The following is a 17,759-nucleotide window of genomic DNA, read 5'->3' as shown; positions in this document are numbered from 1 at the left end:
GTGTTTTTTTTAATAGTTTTAATAATTTTGAGCAAAATATTATCAGTTTTTTTTGAGAAATTCAACTATAAATCCGGATCTAAGATTTAAGGAAGCTATGCCGTTGACTATAAAGAAAATAAAAACCCACGCCCGCCAGCATCCATAAGAAAAAACGCCACCATGTGACAGCGGGCAAATGAAGCATGAGATAAAAACAGGAGAGAATTCCCATTACAGGAATAAGGGGATTCAAAGGCAGCCTGAATGGACGTTCCAGATCGGGATGACTGATACGCATCACGATGGTACCAATGCAAACAAAGGTGAAAGCAGCCAGCGTGCCGATATTGACTAATTCAGCTGCACGGTCGATGGGTGAAAAGCCTGAAATAAGTGCGATGATGAAACCAGTCAACAGGATAATGCGAACGGGTGTGCGTGTTCGCGGATGAATCATGCCCATTCGCGCAGGAAGAAGCCCATCGCGCGACATGGCGAGAAAAATACGGGTTAAACCGTAGTACATGACCAGCATGACGGTAGTCAATCCCGCAATGGCGCCGGCTGCGATAAAAGCAGCTGCCATGTGTTCATTGATTCGAAGCAGTGCATCCGCCACCGGCGAACGTACATTCAGTGTAGTATAGGGAGCGATGCTGGTGAGTAAAGCTGAAACCAGAATATAGATTACCGTGCAGATCAGTAAGGAAACGATAATACCGATAGGTACGCTGCGTTGCGGACGAATGCTTTCTTCCACTGCGGTAGAAAGCGCATCAAAACCAATATAAGCAAAAAACACTAATGCGGCGCCTTGCATGACGCCTGACCAGCCAAAAGGAAGAAAAGGATGCCATAGGGTTGTATCCAGGTGTGTTGCCGCGACCACAATAAAAACAGCGATGGTGATGAGTTTGACGAACACAATAGCCGCATTGAAACGCGCACTATGTTTAACCCCTAGACTTAACAGGAAGGCGAGTGCGGCAATGATTAAAATGGCCAGCAAATTAATAACGCCCCCATCGAAAGGGTTTTTGGTTAAAGAAGGTGGAAGATGAATATGGAAGGCTTCAAACAGATTATTGACATAGCCTGACCAGCCAATAGAAACAGTAGAGACAGCCATGGTATATTCCAGCAGCAAATCCCAGCCTATGATCCAAGCAAAAAATTCGCCAAAGCCTGTATAGGCATAACTGTATGCACTTCCAGTGCCACCAATGCTTGATGCAAGTTCAGCATAGGCAAGCGCGGCGAACATGGAAGCAAGACCAGCAATGGCGTAGGAGATGACAACAGCAGGCCCCGCTTTTGTTGCAGCTGCAATTCCTGTTAGCACAAAGACACCTGCACCAATGATGGCGCCAATTCCCATTAATACGAGGTCAAATGCGCTTAATGAACGGGCCAGTTCAGAATCCTGGTGTGGAACCGTTAATGTTTTTTTTCGCAATAAAGACTGCAGCATTTGTTTTCCTCAGTGAAGGGAGGAAAAACTCCCTGGCTATTTCGCCTTTGCCACAAAATGATTTAGTCATTGTATCACAGCTTGAGTAATTGCCTAATCCACCATAACTTTTTACTGGTATAAGGCGGATATTCGAGCCGGGCATCGAAAGGCAAGCGTTTTCTATAAATGCTTTTGTGATGTGAAAAAAGGTCAAAAGAGTATTGACCATGATAATGCCCCATGCCGCTTTGACCAACGCCACCAAATGGAAGGTGGATATTGGCAATTTGTACCATGCAGTCATTCACACAACCGCCGCCAAAGGAGAGCTGCTCTAATATTTTCTTTTCGCTATCACGGTCGCGGGTAAAGAGATATAAAGCCAGCGGTTTGTGTTGGCATTTTATATTTCGAATCACTTCATCAATATGGTCATAAGTTAAAATAGGCAGGAGTGGACCAAAAATTTCTTCCTGCATGATGGGATCATTCCAGGTAATTTCATCAATGAGCGTAGGTGCGATATAAAGCGCTTCCTCTTGTCTGTCGCCACCCGAAAGGGTTTTGCCTGCTTGCATGAGCCTTGCGAGTCGGCTGAAATGTTTTTGATTGATAATCCGGCCGTAACTTGTGCTTGTTTTGGGGTCGTTACTGTAAAATTGTTGAATGGCATGCTGCAGTTTTTCAATTAATGTCTGTTTGCAGGAATGGTGCACATACAGGTAGTCCGGTGCAATACATGTCTGGCCGGCGTTGACTGTTTTAGCCCAGATAATGCGGCGTGCCGCAAAATCCAAATCCGCTGTTTTATCGACAATGCAGGGGCTCTTTCCACCCAATTCCAATGTGACTGGAATTAATTGTCGGGCAGCGGCTTCCATCACTATTTTACCGACTGCTGCACTGCCCGTAAAAAAAATATAGTCGAATTTTTCACGCAAAAGTTGTTGGGTCTCGTCAGGCCCACCAGTCACAGCAGCGATAAAACCAGGGGTAAAATAGTCTTTGATCAATTGTACAATCAGCTTTTCCGTACAGGTTGCCATCTCGGAAGGCTTGACTACCGCGCAATTTCCCGCACTGATGGCGCCAATCAGCGGTAACATGATTAACATAAAGGGGTAATTCCACGGGCCCATAATCAATACGGAACCGTAAGGTTCTGCCCGAATTTCAGAACGACCGGGCCATAAAAAAAAGGGCGTGCGCACTTTTTTGGGGCGCATCCACTTATGCAACTGTTTCAGTGCGAAATTAATTTCTTTAATGACGAGCAGAACTTCATTGAAGATGGCTTCCGTCGGGGCTTTATTTAAATCTCTTTTTAAAGCATTCGCAATCTCTGCCTCATGCGTCATTAATAGTGATTTAAGTTGCTTGAGTTGAGTTATGCGAAATGCGAGCGGCAGCGTAGCGCCAGTTGCAAAAAAATCGCGCTGCTGGTCGAGGATGGATGTAAGGCCTGGCTGCATCGAGCAATCTCCCTATCGGTAATGCTGCAGAACGAAGGGGTATCATAAAGTAAAAATAGGAGTGACTGAATAACTGTTTGACTATTTATTTTTTAAAAACGCAGTTAATACGCTTTCACAAATACCGTACTGTTTCCAGCTACAAGTTGCACAGATTTGGTGAAAAGATTCCAGCGTCATTTTTTCTTTTATGCGCTGTTTGGCTTCGCCCCAAGTCAGGATGGTTTCAGTTTTTAACTGAAGCGCATCCGTGTGCGCGTGATCAAGTACAGCGATTTTTTCTTCTGTTGCGCAGTGTCGGCCAATGCGATTTGGGCAAGGAGTACAGATAGAATCCGTATGGGTGGTGACTTGAATCGCCGTCGCGTCACCGCCCGGCGAATTCAATTTGTCCATGATAGTCTGAAAGTTGGCAATAAAGAGAGGAGAATAACCTTTCCCCTGAAAACATAACGCACACAAAAAATGATGGGGACGGAAGGTTATTTCCATCTGTTATTTTTTCCAGAGCTTCGGAACAATCAAGCTGGTAGTAAATAGTTTCATGGGCTCAGTAATAATAAACGGCATGAGTCCAAAAGCGATAGCCTGGTGTAAGCCAACAAATTGGGACAGCACAGTAACACCGCATAGAAAAATAACGGAGGCACCCAGACAGGAGGCAATAAAACTCCGTATTATTGTACGAGCCCAGCCTTTTTGTGCCAGATAGCCACTCAGCGCTGCAGCGGGTAAAAACCCGATCAGGTAGCCTGCTGTGGGACCAAACACAAGATGGCTTTCAGTGTCAGCGAAAACAGGTAAGCCAATTAACCCCGCTATCAAATAGGTGGTTAGTGTAAAAGCCCCTAACCTTGCACCATAGGCCATGCCTACGAATACCACGGTGGCACTTTGAAAAGTAAGCGGGACCGGCTGTAAAGGAATGCTAATGTGTGCGGACAGAGCTAGCAGCATTACGCCCGCAACAATGAGTAAAATCTGTTTTGGAAGCGTATTTGTCTTGGACCAAAAAATGCTTTGTAGCGGCGAATTCAGGCTAAGTATATGATTCATGGTTTTCCCCGTCCGTTAAGCTTAAGAATGCGGGACATGATAATGATTCAGCAGCCAAAAGTAAAAGGTATTTAGCTACCTAGCCGAGTTCCACGTAGCGGCAGCTGACGTCATATTCGCTTTTGCTATCCGCATTTTTATCCATGTATACACTGAACTGACCGCTAACATCCGCTAACGCTTCATGTTCTTTTTCAGGCACATGGGAGCTCTCCAGCACTACTGGCAAAGCCGCTGACTTTTGATGCCCTTTGTAGGTAAAGTCCATAACGAATAAATGCTGGGTAGAAGTGCAGCTAATGCTATTTTTTTCCGAAATATCATAATCAACAATCAATCTATCGCCGGCAGACAGTGTGGCTGTCAGAGCACTATTATGAGGAATATGTTTATAAAACTGGGCGGCATAGGCGCTTTGATACGCTAGTAAAACAAATGCAGTTAATAATGCGGATTTTTTTAGAGATGGCATAGTATCTCTCCTCGTTTTTTCCGGCTTTGAACCCAGCCTGTAATCGTTATCTAAACCGTTATTGCACAAAGCGGCCAAAGAATACCATATTTCGTGGCTTTTATAAAGAAAGGGCAAGTTCTTGAAATGTGTACAAGAGAGCGGAATAGTTATCCAGTTGTCATGGCAGACTCGCTGTCGTGCACCAGTTTGGTAAGGAAATTACATCATCCCATATTGTGGGCCGCTTCCGCCTTCGGATGGTGTCCAGACGATATTTTGCGTAGGGTCTTTGATATCACATGCTTTGCAATGAATGCAATTGCCGCCATTGATTTGTAAACGCGGCTCCTGTTTTTCATTGTAGAGGATTTCATAAACACCGGCGGGACAATAGCGTGTTTCGGGTGAAGCATATTCCTTGAGATTCACATTAATCGGCACGCCATGGCGGTCTTTTAATTTTAAATGATAAGGCTGGTTCTCATCGTAGAAGACATTGGCAAGGTAAACCGACGTGGATAAGTCAAAAGTGATTGTATTGTCATGCTTGGGGTAATCTAGTTTTTTGCATGTATCCGCTTTTTTAAGTGTTAAGTGATCAGGCTGTTTATGATGCAGGGTCCAGGGCGCGCGGCCGCGAAAAATATAAGTATCAATGGCGGAATAAATTAAGCCAGGCCACAGACCCCAGCGTAGCGCGGGCCGGAGATTGCGTGCCGGATACAAGTCTTCCTGCCATAACCAGCTTTCTTTGAGCTGTTTGGGATAGTCCGTGCATTCCGCCGCTGCAGTTGAATGGCGCAGCAGTGGGAACAAACTCTCTGCTGCGATCATGCCTGATTTCATTGCATTATGAATACCTTTGATTTTGGGCACATTTAAAAATCCTGCCCCATCACCAATAATCAAACCGCCAGGAAAGGTAAGCTTGGGAACAGATTGTATGCCGCCTTCTACCAGCGAGCGCGCACCATAGGCGATACGTTTGCCTTTTTCCAGGAGCGGAGAAACAGAAGGGTGCGTTTTGAAACGTTGAAATTCTTCATAAGGATTGAGATAGGGGTTTTCATAATCGAGGCCAGTCACAAAGCCGATGGCAAGCAGGTTTTCACCCAGATGATAGGTGAATGAACCACCATACGTTTTACTATCGAGCGGCCAACCGATCGAATGCATAACATGTCCTGCACGATGCTGTTCTTTGGGGATTTCCCATAATTCTTTGATTCCCAAGCCATAAGTTTGCGGATCCACGCCTTCACGCAGCTGATAACGAACAAAGAGAGTTTGCGTGAGCGAGCCGCGGCAGCCTTCCGCAAAAATGACCTGCTTTGCGCGTAATTCAATACCTGGCTGATACTGGGGCTTGGGTTCGCCTTTTCGATCCAATCCCTTATCACCAGTCACAATGCCGCAAACACGGTTGTCTTCATAAATAATTTCCGTTGCAGCGAACCCGGGAAAAATATTGACGCCCAGACTTTCTGCCTGTTCTGCCAAAAAGCGGCAGAACTGTCCCAGGCTAATAATATAATTCCCTTGGTTATGCATTTGTGGCGGAGTGGGCAGGGTCCAGGATTTACGTTGAGTTAAAAATACAAATTGATCGTGAGTGACTGGCGTATGTAACGGCGGATTTTTTGTTTGCCAGTCCGGGATCAGTTCATTGAGCGCGCGTGGTTCCAGCACGGCGCCAGAGAGGATATGTGCGCCTACTTCTGCACCTTTATCAATAATGCAAATGTTTAAAGGATGATTATGCTGCTGGCCCAATTGGGCCAGGCGAATGCTAGCTGATAATCCTGAAGGACCTGCGCCAACAATGACTACATCAAATTCCATAGACTCGCGTGTCATACTCATACCTCTACGATACTTTAATATAACTCCACTGCTATAGCGGTTGCTTCACCGCCGCCAATGCAGAGCGATGCGATACCGCGTTTGAGCGTATTTTGCTGCAAGGCTGAAAGCAATGTCACAATAATACGTGCACCCGTTGCGCCTATAGGATGACCGAGTGCGCAGGCGCCGCCATGAATATTCATTTTTTCGCGTGGAATATGCAAGTCATGCATGATAGCAAGTGTAACGACGGCGAATGCTTCATTGACTTCAAACAGGTCGACCTCTTCCACTGTCCAGTTAATTTTTTCCATCAATTTGCGTGTGACATCTACCGGAGCAGTCGTAAATTCACTCGGCGCTTTGGCGCCGGAGCAGTGGGCGACAATGCGTGCAATAGGCTTAATACCGCGCTTTTCAGCTTCAGACAGCCGCATCAATACCAGTGCTGCTGCGCCATCCGCGATAGAGCTCGCATTTCCAGCAGTCACGGTTCCCTCTTTGATAAAAACAGGCGACAATTTTGGAATTTTTTCAGGGTTTACGCTAAATGGGTGCTCATCTGTGTCAATCACTTGTTCACCCTGTTTGGTATGATGAATGATCGGCACAATTTCAGCGGCAAATTGATTTTCGCGGATGGCACGCTGCGCGCGCTCGAATGAACTGATCGCATAATCATCTTGCTGCTTTCGGGTAAAACCGTATTTTTCTGCACAGCTTTCCGCAAAAAATCCCATTGGCCGGCCTTTATCGTAAGCATCTTCCAGGCCATCCAGCATCATATGGTCATATAATTCACCATGACCTAGGCGGTATCCCTGGCGTGCTTTTAGCAAAAGATAAGGCGCATTGGTCATGCTTTCCATGCCGCCTGCGATAATCACATCGTTTGAACCAACCAGCAATTCGTCATGAGCAAACATCACGGCTTTCATTCCCGAACCGCAAACTTTATTAATTGTCGTGCACGGTGTACTAATGGGAATGCCTGCGTTTATTGCTGCCTGTCTTGCCGGCGCTTGTCTTTGGCCGGCAGGAAGCACACAACCCATGATGACTTCGTGAATATCAGCCGGTCGAAGGCCGCTTCGTTCAATCACCGCTTTAATGGCATGGCTGCCTAATTGGTGACCCGCAAAATCTTTTAACTCGCCTAACAGATTACCGATAGGTGTTCTGGCAAAACTGACAATAACAATAGGATCCTTGTGCATGCTGCTATTTCCTAACAACAAATGGAGAGGCTTAGTCTAGCTGAATTGTAATGAATTCAACACTGTTTTGGTTATTTTTCTTGTTCTTATTTATTAATCCGTTTGTCAAATTCCTCATCTTTTAAATGTAATATCCCTTTAATTTTTTTCAAATCTTCAGGGCTGACTTCAAAGCCGGCTTCTTTGAGTGCTTGCTCGGGATTTTTTTTAAACTGTTCGCGAAAACGCGGATTATTTTGCCATTCGTTGTAAATTTCCTGCAGATTGGTGGTCATAGCGTCATCCTGTCTTATTTAATTTAACTATAACATAGAGACAATAGATCAAATCTGATTCATTAATTGTGTTTATGAATAATAAACAGCCTTTATGTGGTGGATATAATTTGGTAAATTAAGATTTCCTTAATCTTTGCTGAATACACTCGAAGAAACAACTTAATAAGATTAGGGACAACTATCATGAGACATCAGCCTTTGACTTTGGATGCACTACAGGCTTTACCTGATGAGCTTATTAAAGTTGATAAAAATAATCCCCAGCGTCAATCTTTCGCGACTTTATTTAAACACCTGGCAGTTATAAAAGCAGCGCAATTTAATCCCGAAGAAATGACCAAAATTTTAACCGGCATGCTGATTTTTGAAATGGAATATATTCGTTATTATGAATATTACGGCTATTCGCCCAATAAAGGCGAAGATCAGTCTTATTTGAGCTGGTTTTTGGGAACGGGTAGTGACGTCTATACACTGATTAAAAATAAACTCCACTCGGTTAAAAATCCACTCAATGACGATCATCGGCTGATTTATTTAAATGCTTTTTATGGTTTCATTAAAGATCATTTGCGGGAAGAAGAGATAACGCAGTATGTCAGCCCGAAAAAAAAATTCAGCTGGACAAAAAAGAAAATATTGATGGATCAAATATTGCATACGCTCAAGTATGTAAAAGAGCGGGAATCGAGCCGCATCGCTGCGCTAACGAATGCTGAGCCTTTGCCTCAGGCGCTGGCAAGCAATATCAAACAAATGGATCAACATTATACTGCGTTAAACAACAACCGCTGGTGGATAAATCAGAACAGCAAACATGCTTCGTTATTGAAGTTTGTGGCTTTAATTGATCGGACTGCTGAACTTGAGCAAACGCCAGAACGGGCGCAAGAGATCCGCCTCGGATCGATTTTATATTTGCTGATGTCTATTCGGGATGAATATAGTCTACTGTCCCCAGAAGGAAACAGATTTTTAAATAAAGGAAGTGAGCTGTACAAACAGGCTTTACATGCGCTGAATAAAAAAAGTCTGAAAAATATTGACAGGGAGACACGTCTTGATTGGCTAACAGAATTAAAAGTTCATATCAAATTCATGAAAAAGAATCATCAGGATGAACTTGCTAAACTGTGTGAGGAGCTGGATTTTCACGATCTGGATCGTTTTTTGGATGAATTGGACCATGAAATTACTGATCAGGATACAAAGAAAAAAGCCCCATCCTGGACAGCAACAGGGATTAATTATGCAGTGCAATCTGCCGTTGGATTTACTGCTGCGCAGTATACAGCAGAGATGGCTTTGCCCGCGCTGGTGGGAGGTATAAATCCTCTGGGTTTGATCGTCTATCTGGCAGGTGGGACCATCCTTATTTCGCAGGTAGGAAAAAAAGCAGTTGATGGCTTATGGTCATGGATACTGGATAAAATTGGTACCAAAGTGTCCGAGCAAACGTCGAACATGGCGGCTTATACGGTTACGAAAACGAAAGAAGGGCTGCTAAAATTATTTAAACATCCTTCTGTTACTCAAAATGATAAAGAGGATATCATTGAATGGATTATCACGTTGTTAAAACTGCCAACTGAGCCTATTGCTGTTATCAGTGTTGAAGACAAAGAACATATCAGAAACATGCTCGGTATTACTAATGGCGTTGAGCAATCAGAAGAAGAACAGATTAGACAGATTTTAGGGATGGAGAAGACCAAACCGCCCATTATTCCATTCAGGTTGGTTTAGGCGAGGTTAATCGGTTTCCTGGAATCCTAGTTCCGCCAAGATGCAGGGACCATGGGCGATCACATTGATGCCGTGTTGTTCCGCTTGTTTAATTGCCTCATCGCTTTCTGCGCCAGGCTGCATCCAGATATTTTCAATTCCCTTAGTGATAGCTGCTTCCACGATTTTTTCCGTGATGGCCGGCGGTGTGATGATCGAAATACTTTTCACCGTGTCAGGAAGGCTTGCGACATCAGGGACTGTTGCGACACCTTCAACAGAAGTTTCACGCGGGTGAACAGGATAGGCTTTTTTATGATGCTGCAGGTAAACCCGTAATACCTTATTGCCATATTTTTCCCTATTGCTGGAAGCCCCCACTACGCCATAGGCTGGTGATGTAAAAAATCGCTGAATTTTTTTTCCTACATCGCTACGCATGTTGACACCTCATTGGCTGTTTTTTAAGGCAGAAACGATGGCGGAATAATCCGGTTCTTCGGTGATTTCCTCTACTTGCTCTTTGTAGAGTATTTTACCATGCTCATCCAGTACGATGGCAGCACGTGAAAGCAGACCCGCCAGTGGGCCATCAGCGATAGTTACACCATAATCCTTGCCGAAAGCAGGGTGTCTAAAGACGGAAACAGGTTGTACGTTATCCAAATGTTCCGCAGCACAAAAACGTTTTTGCGCAAAGGGCAGATCGGCGGAAACACACAAGATCAGGATATCTTTAAAATTAGATGCAATTTCATTAAACCGGCGCATGGCAGCGGCACAGGTAGAGGTATCCAGGCTGGGAAAAATATTTAAGATTATTTTTTTTCCCAGATAATTCTTTAGCCGAATTTCACTCAAATCCGTTTTAGTGACGGTAAAATCAGGTGCTTCTGCACCAACCGGCGGCAATTCACCTGTTGTATGGATGGGTTCGCCGTTTAAGCGGATCTCTGCCATGGATGTCAACTCCTTTTGATTGGGTAATTTATTCTAATTGAAAAGCGCATGGCTATAAATAACTTTGAGCAAGCTGTCTCTTATCTGCATACCAGCCTTTGCTAGCATGGCACAAGTATCGACTATATACTGTAGATATCCACGGAATAGAAAGAATGAATCTACTATGACTGAGCAGGGACCAGAGAACGCAGTCAGCATTCAAGCGCGCCAGCGTCTTATCCGACTGTTTCCCTGTTTTGCTGCGTTATCCGCAGCGCAATGCCAAGAGCTTGCGTTACTGATGCACGAGCAACGGTATTCGGCAGGTGAAAAAATTGTTAATGAAAATGAACTGGTTGATAGCATTTACCTCGTGGTAGAAGGTGAAGCGGAAGTAACGAAGGAAATACGCCGTCGCAAACGTATACGTCATGTTCCCGTCGCCATATTGGGTGTGGAGGAAAGCATAGGCTTAAATGATACCGGGTTTTATTCAACTACAGGGCACCGCACCGCAACAGTGACTGCGCTTACGCCTATGTTGCTACTTAAGCTTGATATAAAAGACTTATCGCTTTTTTTAAAAAAGCATCGCCTGGAATCGGTCATGTATGCCGCATCTTTGCAAATGCTGCGTATGCAGTTTATAAAACAGTCTTTGCCTTTTTCTAAACTTTCTCGTGACCGATTGCAATGGCTTGCAAACCATGTAGAAGACGTCAAAGTGCCAGCGGGCACTTTTCTTTTTCATCAAGGCGATGAGGGAGATAAATGCTATATGATCCGCGCTGGTGAAGTGGAGATCTTGGCAACGAATGAAGCGGGGGAAGTGCGTCAGCTCGCCTTGTTAAAACCGCCCGTGCTGTTTGGAGAAGCCACGCTTATTAGTCATACGCCGCGCAACGCTTCGGCAAAAGCAGTAACTGAATGCGAATTATTAGTATTACGCCATGAATATTTGTCAGAACTGATTGAATCCGAAGAAGACGTGGCAAACATGTTTATGACCTTGATGGTGGACAGAAGTCGGCCTTTGCGAAATCCGCATGTCACTGTTCACCAGCGGATAACTGCAGACGGACAAGCGCTTGTTATTCTTAAAAATCCCGATAATGGAAGTTATTTTAACCTTTCAAAGGAAGGTGCTTATATCTGGCGGCGCCTGGATGGCAAGCATACCATGCAGGACATTACGCTTGATTTAGCGGATCGGTTTCATGTATTTGCACCTGATGTCGTGGCGGCGCTTATTTCCAGATTGACGAAGGCTGGCTTCATTCATAATCTGGAGATGCCGGATGAATCACGTCTGCGGACACAGCCTTTATGGGTAAGATCCATCGTCAATTTGCGCCGCCTACTGGAAACGCGCGTGGCATTTGGAGACGCAGATAAATGGATAACGCGGATGTATCAAAAATACATTCGCTATTTGTTTACAGTGCCCGCACAGTTAATACTAGCTATTTTAGCCGTGGCAGGATTCATAGCGTTTGTTCTGAATACGGAAACCATCCTGACCTTTTTTAGCAGAGAGCGCACGAGTCTGTTTTTGGTGCTGGGTTTAATTCCATTAAGCATGATTGAAGTATTATTACACGAATTGGGTCATGCGTTTACCGTAAAAGCATTTGGACGGGAAGTGCACTATATAGGCGTTGGCTGGTACTGGTTTACACCTATTGCTTTTACCGATACTTCTGACATGTGGTTGTCCTCGCGTAAACCGAGAATGGCGGTTAATCTCTCGGGTGTGTATGTGGATATTCTCATCGCGGGATTAGCCGCACTGCTGATTTTCTTGGTCGAAAACCCCTATGTGCAAGGAATGTTTTGGCTGTTTGCACTCTATACTTATATCGGCGGTTTACGCAACCTGAGCCCTTTGCAGGAAATGGACGGTTATTATGTACTGATGGATGGAGTAGAAAAACCGCGACTGCGCCAGGCGGCGGTGGTTTGGTTGGTTAGGGTATTTCCTAAGTCACTCCGCCATCCGCGTCTTTTAAAAAAATACAAGGCGGAAATCATTTACTGGCTTGCCTGTTTTGTTTATTTAACAATCGTAACTATTCTGACACTGGTGGTGCAGGCCTTTGTTTTTAATGTATTGGGCATTCGCGCGAATCCGTACGTTAGCCTCATTATTCCTTTTCTGGTGGTGATTTTTTCCTGCGTAACAATCATTGCGGACATTCGTAGCCAGGCGGAAAAATAAATTTTACAATTCGCGGGAACCGCGTTTAAGTGATGGTGTTTTTAAATCGGCCGTTGGTTTGGCAGGTGAAAAAATAGGCGTCTGAAAATCTTCGTAGCCGACTTTTGGTATTTTAATTTCAGGCAGGTTAATATTAACCATACCTGGATATTTAGCGATATCTTGCAATAATAAGCCTACCATTCTTCTCAAGTGATGGCCTTGCTTTTCATTCAATTCCTTGACAAGCTCATCGGTGCTTTTTTTAAATATACCTTGTTGCGATTCAATAAACAGATCTTCCAGCGTTGCAGAAATTTTTCTTAACTTTTCTTGAGTCTCTGCGTTACTTAACGCTATCAAGTTAATGGCATTAAGAAGAGGTTCAATGTGCTTATTATGTTTGGGTTTATGAAAACGGTGTGAAAACCTGCTTGCTTCCAGTTGGTTATATAGCTTGGGGAGTTGCCTGATACGATTGATAAAATTATCAAGCTGCGTGTTCAGAAGTAAATCAGACATTGATTCTTTGGGTTGTGGTGAAGGAGACAAGGATGGGTCAAGCTTTTTAACCATAGAACTGATATTATCTATCACACTAAGCGGTTGTTTATCTTTCTTCGCTTTCTCAAGAACATTTTGAAGAACCATTTGTCTTTCCACCTGTTGAATACCCAATTCAGTGAATTGAAAGAGTTCATCCAGCTTGCTTATTTTGGATTCATCGTTATCCCCAGAATCCGCGATGATATCAATGGCTTTTTGCAAAATTTTTTCATGGGTTACTATTAAGGTTTTATCGTTCATAGTCTTAGCAAATGTATCTGACTCGACCAGGCTCAAGACGCTTTTTTCAACTCGCTTCAGCATATCATCCGTTGGCGTTACACTTTTTGCGACGTCATCATATGTTTTACCAGGCAGATTGAGTTCATCGAAGGATGCTGGATTAAAGAATCGGGATTTAATGGCTTGGGAAGCGCTTATCCATTCTGCTGAATTAGGGTCTAGCTGTTTTAATTTATAATACTCAAGTAAAAAAAGAACATTCTCCCTGCAAAATAACTTTTCCGACACTTGCTTAAGTGCAATGATCCAATCAGGCGTTATTTTCATATTTGGAGCTGATGTGAAACGTATGACGTCAGATAGCAAGTCTATTTTTCTTGTTTCCATTATCCCCCTCGTTTTTTAAAAATAAGGATTAGTTATTATAATATATAAACCATTTTGATTGGTATTTTACCAGTAGCATGGTGCTATTAACCACATTTACTGAATTTAAATATTAACCTCATGATTTTATTATTAATAATATTAAATCTTCATTGGCAGAATCACCAATTCTTTGCCTTGTAAGTGTAGGTTACGCTGAAGAGTAAGAGGAGTTTCATTATGTAATAATCGCATCAACCAATTGTCTTTTTCAAAGATCAGCTTACTTGAAAAGAAAATGCAGTTTGAATATTTCTGGCTGATTTCTTCAGCCAATTTGACAAGCTCTTCCACGGTGTCCGTACCAAAGGCTGCATAACCTTCCGCTGCAATGCCATACTGATTGCAATAATCAATAAAATATTGCAGATTTTCATTCACCTGATTGCGCATTTTTTCCAGCTCACTTTGTCCCGCGAAGCTTTCTACATCAACAATACCCGCGCTCATAAAAACAAAATTTTTGAAATGTCGCGGAAACATGCGGATGACATTGAGCAATGTGTGCATGGCAACGCCCGGACTTTTTCCAACCAGAATCACAGCGGTAGGTTGTTGTGGATCAATAGTAACGAAGCTAAGCGGATGCACAATAGGCTGTTTTAATTGCACATCCAGTTGAGCCAGTTTTTTGTTAAAAAGACGATAATGACGTTTGACGAGTAAACAGACTAGGATGACCGTGCAGGTTACTACCACGGTCAACCAGCCACCCGACTGGAATTTGGAGAAAACCGTGATACATAAAATACTGCTCGTAATGGAGAAGGCCAGAAACGAAAACAGAAGGCGCCACAGCCAGCGTGAAGAAGCTCTGCTTTTTTGTCGAGCCCAATATACACACAAGCCAAATAACGAAAGTGAAAAAGTAAGAAATACATTAATACTGTAGAGGACGACTAGCAATGAAACTTTACCGCGGCACCAGATCAGAATAGCTAATGCGAAAATGCCAAACAAAATCAGCCCATTCTGAATGACGAGTCGGGTGGAAAGATGGCGAAAGCGGTTGGGCATCCAGCCATCAATCGCCATGTTTGCCAGCACACTGGGCCCGGCAAGAAAGCCTGTATTGGCAGCCAGCACAAGTAGACCCGCTTCCAGTAGTAGTGTAATGAACAGCAATATTTTTCCTATTTCGGAATCACCCAAAATGGAATGAAAAACGACGGCATTTAAGGTCTGGCCCATATGTGGCGTGGGTGCCCATAGAAGATAGAGCAGAATTATGCCGCCTGCGATCATACTGAGTGAGGTGGCCATATAAAACATGGTCCATTTTCCCGTGACAACGCGCGGTTCGCGCAAACGGTTTACGTTATTTGAAACAGCTTCAAGGCCCGTATAGGTACCACTTCCCAGTGAATAAGCATGCAGGATCAGGGCCAACACAGGAATCCATCCTACTTCGGCAATGGTACTGCGGGTTTCTTCAATGGTGCTCGGAATAATCAGCGAAAGGCCAGTGCGATGGGCAATGATACCGTAAACAATTAAGACGACATGGATAATAAAAAAGCCGAGAAATATAGGTAGGAGAAATTTGATGGATTCTTTCATTCCGCGCATATTAAGAAGAATCAACACAAGAATGAGGCCTGCTTCTGCTAGCAGCTTGTAAGACAGCAAATGGGTAGGCAACAGGCTGAAAACCGCATCCATGGCACTGGCAGTGGAGACGGCAATAGTTAGCACATAATCGACAATAAGTGCCGCGCCGGAAATGAGTCCTATGTGGGAGCCTAGCAGTTGCGAAGCAACTTTATAGCCGCCCCCGCCGCTAGGGAAAAGTTCAATGACTTGATTGTATCCTAGAGAAATGACAAACACAGTGATTGCGGTTGCAATAGCGATGTATAAGGCAAACTGTGTATGCGGACCCAGGGCAATATAGGCTTCTTCAGGGCCATAACAAGAAGAAGAAAGTCCATCTGCACCCAATCCTACCCAAGCAAGAAAAGCCACCAACGACACGTGACGCAGGATCTGGGGATTAAGCGGATTAAGCGGGTGACCGAGAATAAGCTGCTTTACTTTTTTACTGAATGACATGTCAATCCTGTGGCGCCGTCTGTCCTAAGACGGTTTTATCATCGTGATGGATTATAACGGGTATTGCCGCTCCCTGGCATGACATGTTTATTTCAGTTCTTCCAAGCGCGTGATTCGCTTTTCGAGTGGAGGATGGGTTGAGAAAAGCGACATCCAGCTGGAGTGATGAGATATCTTCAATGCGGCAAGCGAAGGCGCTCTTTCATCTTCTATGCCGGATGCCATTTGCAATCGTTTAAGCGCTGCAATCATTTTATCGCGGCCGACTAGCTTCGCTCCGCCAGCATCTGCTCGGTATTCGCGCCAGCGAGAAAACGCAGCCACCAGAATCGTCCCCAGCAAGGTAAACAGAATATCAAATATGATGGTGAATAAACTGTAAGTGAGATAAGAAATGTCGCCCCGCTCGTCGCGTGACATGGCAACGGAAATGGTATAGGCGATGATGCGGGAAAGAAAAAGTGCAAAAGCGTTTACAATCCCCTGAATCAACGTCATGGTTACCATGTCGCCATTGGCCACATGAGACATTTCATGTCCGAGGACGGCTTCAATTTCATCGCGATTCATATTCATGAGTAATCCGGAGGAAACCGCAACCAGCGAACTATTCTTGGTAGGGCCTGTGGCAAAAGCATTCACTTCGGGTGAAGGATAAATGCCTACTTCTGGCATTTTTCTCAGTCCGAGTTTTTTTGCCAGACCATAAATGATTTCTAGCAGAAAACGTTCCTCCCGCGTGGCATTATTGGGGTTGATGATGACAACACCCATCGCCATTTTGGCGATAAACTTGGACATAAAGAGTGAAATAAAGGCGCCGGCGGTACCCCAAATAGCGCAAAAAATAGCGAGCTGAACATAGTCGATGCCGTATGCAGTCAAATAAGAGTGCAGGCCTAGCGCGCTCGTGATAATCGAAATGGTTGCAATGACTAAAATGTTGGTGGCAATAAATAGAAGAACACGTTTCAACATACCCATTGTTGCATTTCCTCGCTTACTTATAATGCTGCCTTATATTGTATCAGGCCATGCGTTTTTAAAATACCTCATTTAGGCTGCATGCGTAAAGCGCCATCCAGCCGGATAACTTCACCATTTAACATGGGATTCTCAATGATCTGCTGGACTAGCATCGCATATTCCTCGGGTCTGGCTAGCCGCTTGGGAAAGGGTACCATTGCTTCCAGTGAAGCCCTTGCCTCGGGCGAAATCTTGGAAAACATGGGTGTATCCACGAGCCCCGGCGCGATGGTCATGACACGAATACCGAATTGTGCCAGTTCACGTGCTGCGGGCAGGGTCAAGCTTACAATACCCCCTTTGGAAGCGCTATAAGCTGTTTGACCAATCTGCCCTTCATAAGCCGCTACGGAAGCTGTATTGATAATGACGCCGCGTTCTGCTGATTCGCCAAGTGTTGGGAGTGGCATCATGTTTGCGGCAGCGATCCGCATGACATTGAATGTACCTAGCAGATTGATTTCAATCACTTTACGGAACTCATCAAGCGGCATGGGTCCTTGCTGGCTCACCATGCGTCGGCCATGTACGATACCTGCGCAATTGATACAAATTCTAGCAGGTCCATGCTGCTTTTGTGCTTCGGCTGCGGCCGATTCCACGCTTTCTGCTTGAGTGACATCACAAGTGACGGCGAATCCGTCTATTTCGGCCGCGATCTTTTGAGCGGCTTCTTTATTGACATCGAACAGGGCTACCTTGACACCTTGTTTGGCCAGCATTCTTGCCGTGGCTGCGCCCATTCCGGATGCACCGCCTGTGATAATCGCCGCGCAATTTTTCATTTCCATCGTGATTTTTCCCTTATATTATCCACAGAACCTATTCGTATTTTATTTTGCTGT

Annotated in this window: 16 protein-coding genes; 2 read left to right on the top strand and 14 right to left on the bottom strand. The window is 44.4% G+C overall.

Going from position 1 to position 17,759, the window contains the following annotated elements:
• Positions 1 to 79 precede the first annotated feature (79 nt).
• From AQUSIP_RS11300 to AQUSIP_RS11265, 8 genes are all read right to left on the bottom strand, one after another.
• Positions 80 to 1,453, bottom strand: coding sequence for an amino acid permease (locus AQUSIP_RS11300; protein ID WP_114834302.1), 1,374 nt, complete (start codon positions 1,451 to 1,453; stop codon positions 80 to 82).
• A gap of 74 nt (positions 1,454 to 1,527) precedes the next feature.
• Positions 1,528 to 2,907 carry an aldehyde dehydrogenase gene (locus AQUSIP_RS11295; protein ID WP_114834303.1) on the bottom strand — a complete coding sequence of 460 codons (1,380 nt, stop codon included), beginning with the start codon at positions 2,905 to 2,907 and terminating at the stop codon, positions 1,528 to 1,530.
• 81 nt (positions 2,908 to 2,988) lie between these two features.
• Positions 2,989 to 3,399 (bottom strand): DUF1284 domain-containing protein, encoded by a 411-nt coding sequence (locus AQUSIP_RS11290; protein ID WP_114834304.1) that lies wholly within the window; start codon positions 3,397 to 3,399, stop codon positions 2,989 to 2,991.
• A gap of 3 nt (positions 3,400 to 3,402) precedes the next feature.
• A complete protein-coding gene (locus AQUSIP_RS11285; protein ID WP_114834305.1) occupies positions 3,403 to 3,963 on the bottom strand; it encodes a biotin transporter BioY in 561 nt (186 codons plus the stop codon).
• Positions 3,964 to 4,042: 79 nt separating this feature from the next.
• Positions 4,043 to 4,435 (bottom strand): hypothetical protein, encoded by a 393-nt coding sequence (locus AQUSIP_RS11280; RefSeq protein ID WP_114834306.1) that lies wholly within the window; start codon positions 4,433 to 4,435, stop codon positions 4,043 to 4,045.
• Between the two features lie 201 nt (positions 4,436 to 4,636).
• The gene (locus AQUSIP_RS11275; protein ID WP_114834307.1) at positions 4,637 to 6,274 is read right to left on the bottom strand and encodes an electron transfer flavoprotein-ubiquinone oxidoreductase; all 1,638 of its coding nucleotides are present in this window, start codon (positions 6,272 to 6,274) and stop codon (positions 4,637 to 4,639) included.
• Between the two features lie 20 nt (positions 6,275 to 6,294).
• Entirely contained in the window at positions 6,295 to 7,479 is a 1,185-nt protein-coding gene (locus AQUSIP_RS11270) for an acetyl-CoA C-acyltransferase (protein ID WP_114834308.1), read from the bottom strand.
• A gap of 86 nt (positions 7,480 to 7,565) precedes the next feature.
• Positions 7,566 to 7,754, bottom strand: a complete 189-nt coding sequence (locus tag AQUSIP_RS11265; RefSeq protein ID WP_114834309.1) for an Os1348 family NHLP clan protein — start codon at positions 7,752 to 7,754, stop codon at positions 7,566 to 7,568.
• 186 nt (positions 7,755 to 7,940) lie between these two features.
• Here AQUSIP_RS11265 and AQUSIP_RS11260 point away from each other — a divergent pair, with 186 nt between their 5' ends.
• A complete protein-coding gene (locus AQUSIP_RS11260; RefSeq protein WP_114834310.1) occupies positions 7,941 to 9,503 on the top strand; it encodes a hypothetical protein in 1,563 nt (520 codons plus the stop codon).
• 6 nt (positions 9,504 to 9,509) lie between these two features.
• Here the strand turns inward: AQUSIP_RS11260 and AQUSIP_RS11255 are convergent, their stop codons facing one another.
• A complete protein-coding gene (locus AQUSIP_RS11255) occupies positions 9,510 to 9,923 on the bottom strand; it encodes a CoA-binding protein (RefSeq protein ID WP_114834311.1) in 414 nt (137 codons plus the stop codon).
• A 9-nt stretch (positions 9,924 to 9,932) separates the two neighbouring features.
• On the bottom strand, positions 9,933 to 10,442 hold the full coding sequence (tpx, locus tag AQUSIP_RS11250; RefSeq protein ID WP_114834312.1) for a thiol peroxidase: 510 nt from the start codon (positions 10,440 to 10,442) through the stop codon (positions 9,933 to 9,935).
• A gap of 166 nt (positions 10,443 to 10,608) precedes the next feature.
• Here tpx and AQUSIP_RS11245 point away from each other — a divergent pair, with 166 nt between their 5' ends.
• Positions 10,609 to 12,642, top strand: a complete 2,034-nt coding sequence (locus AQUSIP_RS11245; protein WP_170131792.1) for a PqqD family peptide modification chaperone — start codon at positions 10,609 to 10,611, stop codon at positions 12,640 to 12,642.
• A 3-nt stretch (positions 12,643 to 12,645) separates the two neighbouring features.
• On the opposite strand, the gene AQUSIP_RS11240 is transcribed toward AQUSIP_RS11245, so the two are convergent.
• From AQUSIP_RS11240 to AQUSIP_RS11225, 4 genes are all read right to left on the bottom strand, one after another.
• A complete protein-coding gene (locus tag AQUSIP_RS11240; RefSeq protein ID WP_114834314.1) occupies positions 12,646 to 13,797 on the bottom strand; it encodes a regulator of G-protein signaling domain-containing protein in 1,152 nt (383 codons plus the stop codon).
• A 141-nt stretch (positions 13,798 to 13,938) separates the two neighbouring features.
• Complete coding sequence (locus tag AQUSIP_RS11235; RefSeq protein WP_114834315.1) at positions 13,939 to 15,888, bottom strand: APC family permease; 1,950 nt, start codon at positions 15,886 to 15,888, stop codon at positions 13,939 to 13,941.
• Between the two features lie 87 nt (positions 15,889 to 15,975).
• Positions 15,976 to 16,872 (bottom strand): protease HtpX, encoded by an 897-nt coding sequence (gene htpX, locus AQUSIP_RS11230; protein ID WP_170131793.1) that lies wholly within the window; start codon positions 16,870 to 16,872, stop codon positions 15,976 to 15,978.
• 68 nt (positions 16,873 to 16,940) lie between these two features.
• A complete protein-coding gene (locus AQUSIP_RS11225; protein WP_114834316.1) occupies positions 16,941 to 17,705 on the bottom strand; it encodes an SDR family NAD(P)-dependent oxidoreductase in 765 nt (254 codons plus the stop codon).
• Positions 17,706 to 17,759 lie beyond the last annotated feature (54 nt).

It is taken from the genome of Aquicella lusitana, assembly GCF_902459475.1.
Taxonomy (GTDB): Bacteria; Pseudomonadota; Gammaproteobacteria; order DSM-16500; family DSM-16500; genus Aquicella; species Aquicella lusitana.
Note: the sequence above shows the minus strand (reverse complement) of the source record. Positions and strands in the feature narration are given on the sequence as shown.

What these genes read in the sequence shown, in the direction of transcription:
- htpX (WP_170131793.1), bottom strand. Translation starts at nt 16,872, where the DNA reads ATGGGTATGTTGAAACGTGTTCTTCTATTTATTGCCACCAACATTTTA.
- tpx (WP_114834312.1), bottom strand. Translation starts at nt 10,442, where the DNA reads ATGGCAGAGATCCGCTTAAACGGCGAACCCATCCATACAACAGGTGAA.
- AQUSIP_RS11300 (WP_114834302.1), bottom strand. Translation starts at nt 1,453, where the DNA reads ATGCTGCAGTCTTTATTGCGAAAAAAAACATTAACGGTTCCACACCAG.
- AQUSIP_RS11225 (WP_114834316.1), bottom strand. Translation starts at nt 17,705, where the DNA reads ATGGAAATGAAAAATTGCGCGGCGATTATCACAGGCGGTGCATCCGGA.
- AQUSIP_RS11265 (WP_114834309.1), bottom strand. Translation starts at nt 7,754, where the DNA reads ATGACCACCAATCTGCAGGAAATTTACAACGAATGGCAAAATAATCCG.
- AQUSIP_RS11275 (WP_114834307.1), bottom strand. Translation starts at nt 6,274, where the DNA reads ATGACACGCGAGTCTATGGAATTTGATGTAGTCATTGTTGGCGCAGGT.
- AQUSIP_RS11295 (WP_114834303.1), bottom strand. Translation starts at nt 2,907, where the DNA reads ATGCAGCCAGGCCTTACATCCATCCTCGACCAGCAGCGCGATTTTTTT.
- AQUSIP_RS11245 (WP_170131792.1), top strand. Translation starts at nt 10,609, where the DNA reads ATGACTGAGCAGGGACCAGAGAACGCAGTCAGCATTCAAGCGCGCCAG.
- AQUSIP_RS11260 (WP_114834310.1), top strand. Translation starts at nt 7,941, where the DNA reads ATGAGACATCAGCCTTTGACTTTGGATGCACTACAGGCTTTACCTGAT.
- AQUSIP_RS11255 (WP_114834311.1), bottom strand. Translation starts at nt 9,923, where the DNA reads ATGCGTAGCGATGTAGGAAAAAAAATTCAGCGATTTTTTACATCACCA.
- AQUSIP_RS11240 (WP_114834314.1), bottom strand. Translation starts at nt 13,797, where the DNA reads ATGGAAACAAGAAAAATAGACTTGCTATCTGACGTCATACGTTTCACA.
- AQUSIP_RS11285 (WP_114834305.1), bottom strand. Translation starts at nt 3,963, where the DNA reads ATGAATCATATACTTAGCCTGAATTCGCCGCTACAAAGCATTTTTTGG.
- AQUSIP_RS11270 (WP_114834308.1), bottom strand. Translation starts at nt 7,479, where the DNA reads ATGCACAAGGATCCTATTGTTATTGTCAGTTTTGCCAGAACACCTATC.
- AQUSIP_RS11280 (WP_114834306.1), bottom strand. Translation starts at nt 4,435, where the DNA reads ATGCCATCTCTAAAAAAATCCGCATTATTAACTGCATTTGTTTTACTA.
- AQUSIP_RS11290 (WP_114834304.1), bottom strand. Translation starts at nt 3,399, where the DNA reads ATGGAAATAACCTTCCGTCCCCATCATTTTTTGTGTGCGTTATGTTTT.
- AQUSIP_RS11235 (WP_114834315.1), bottom strand. Translation starts at nt 15,888, where the DNA reads ATGTCATTCAGTAAAAAAGTAAAGCAGCTTATTCTCGGTCACCCGCTT.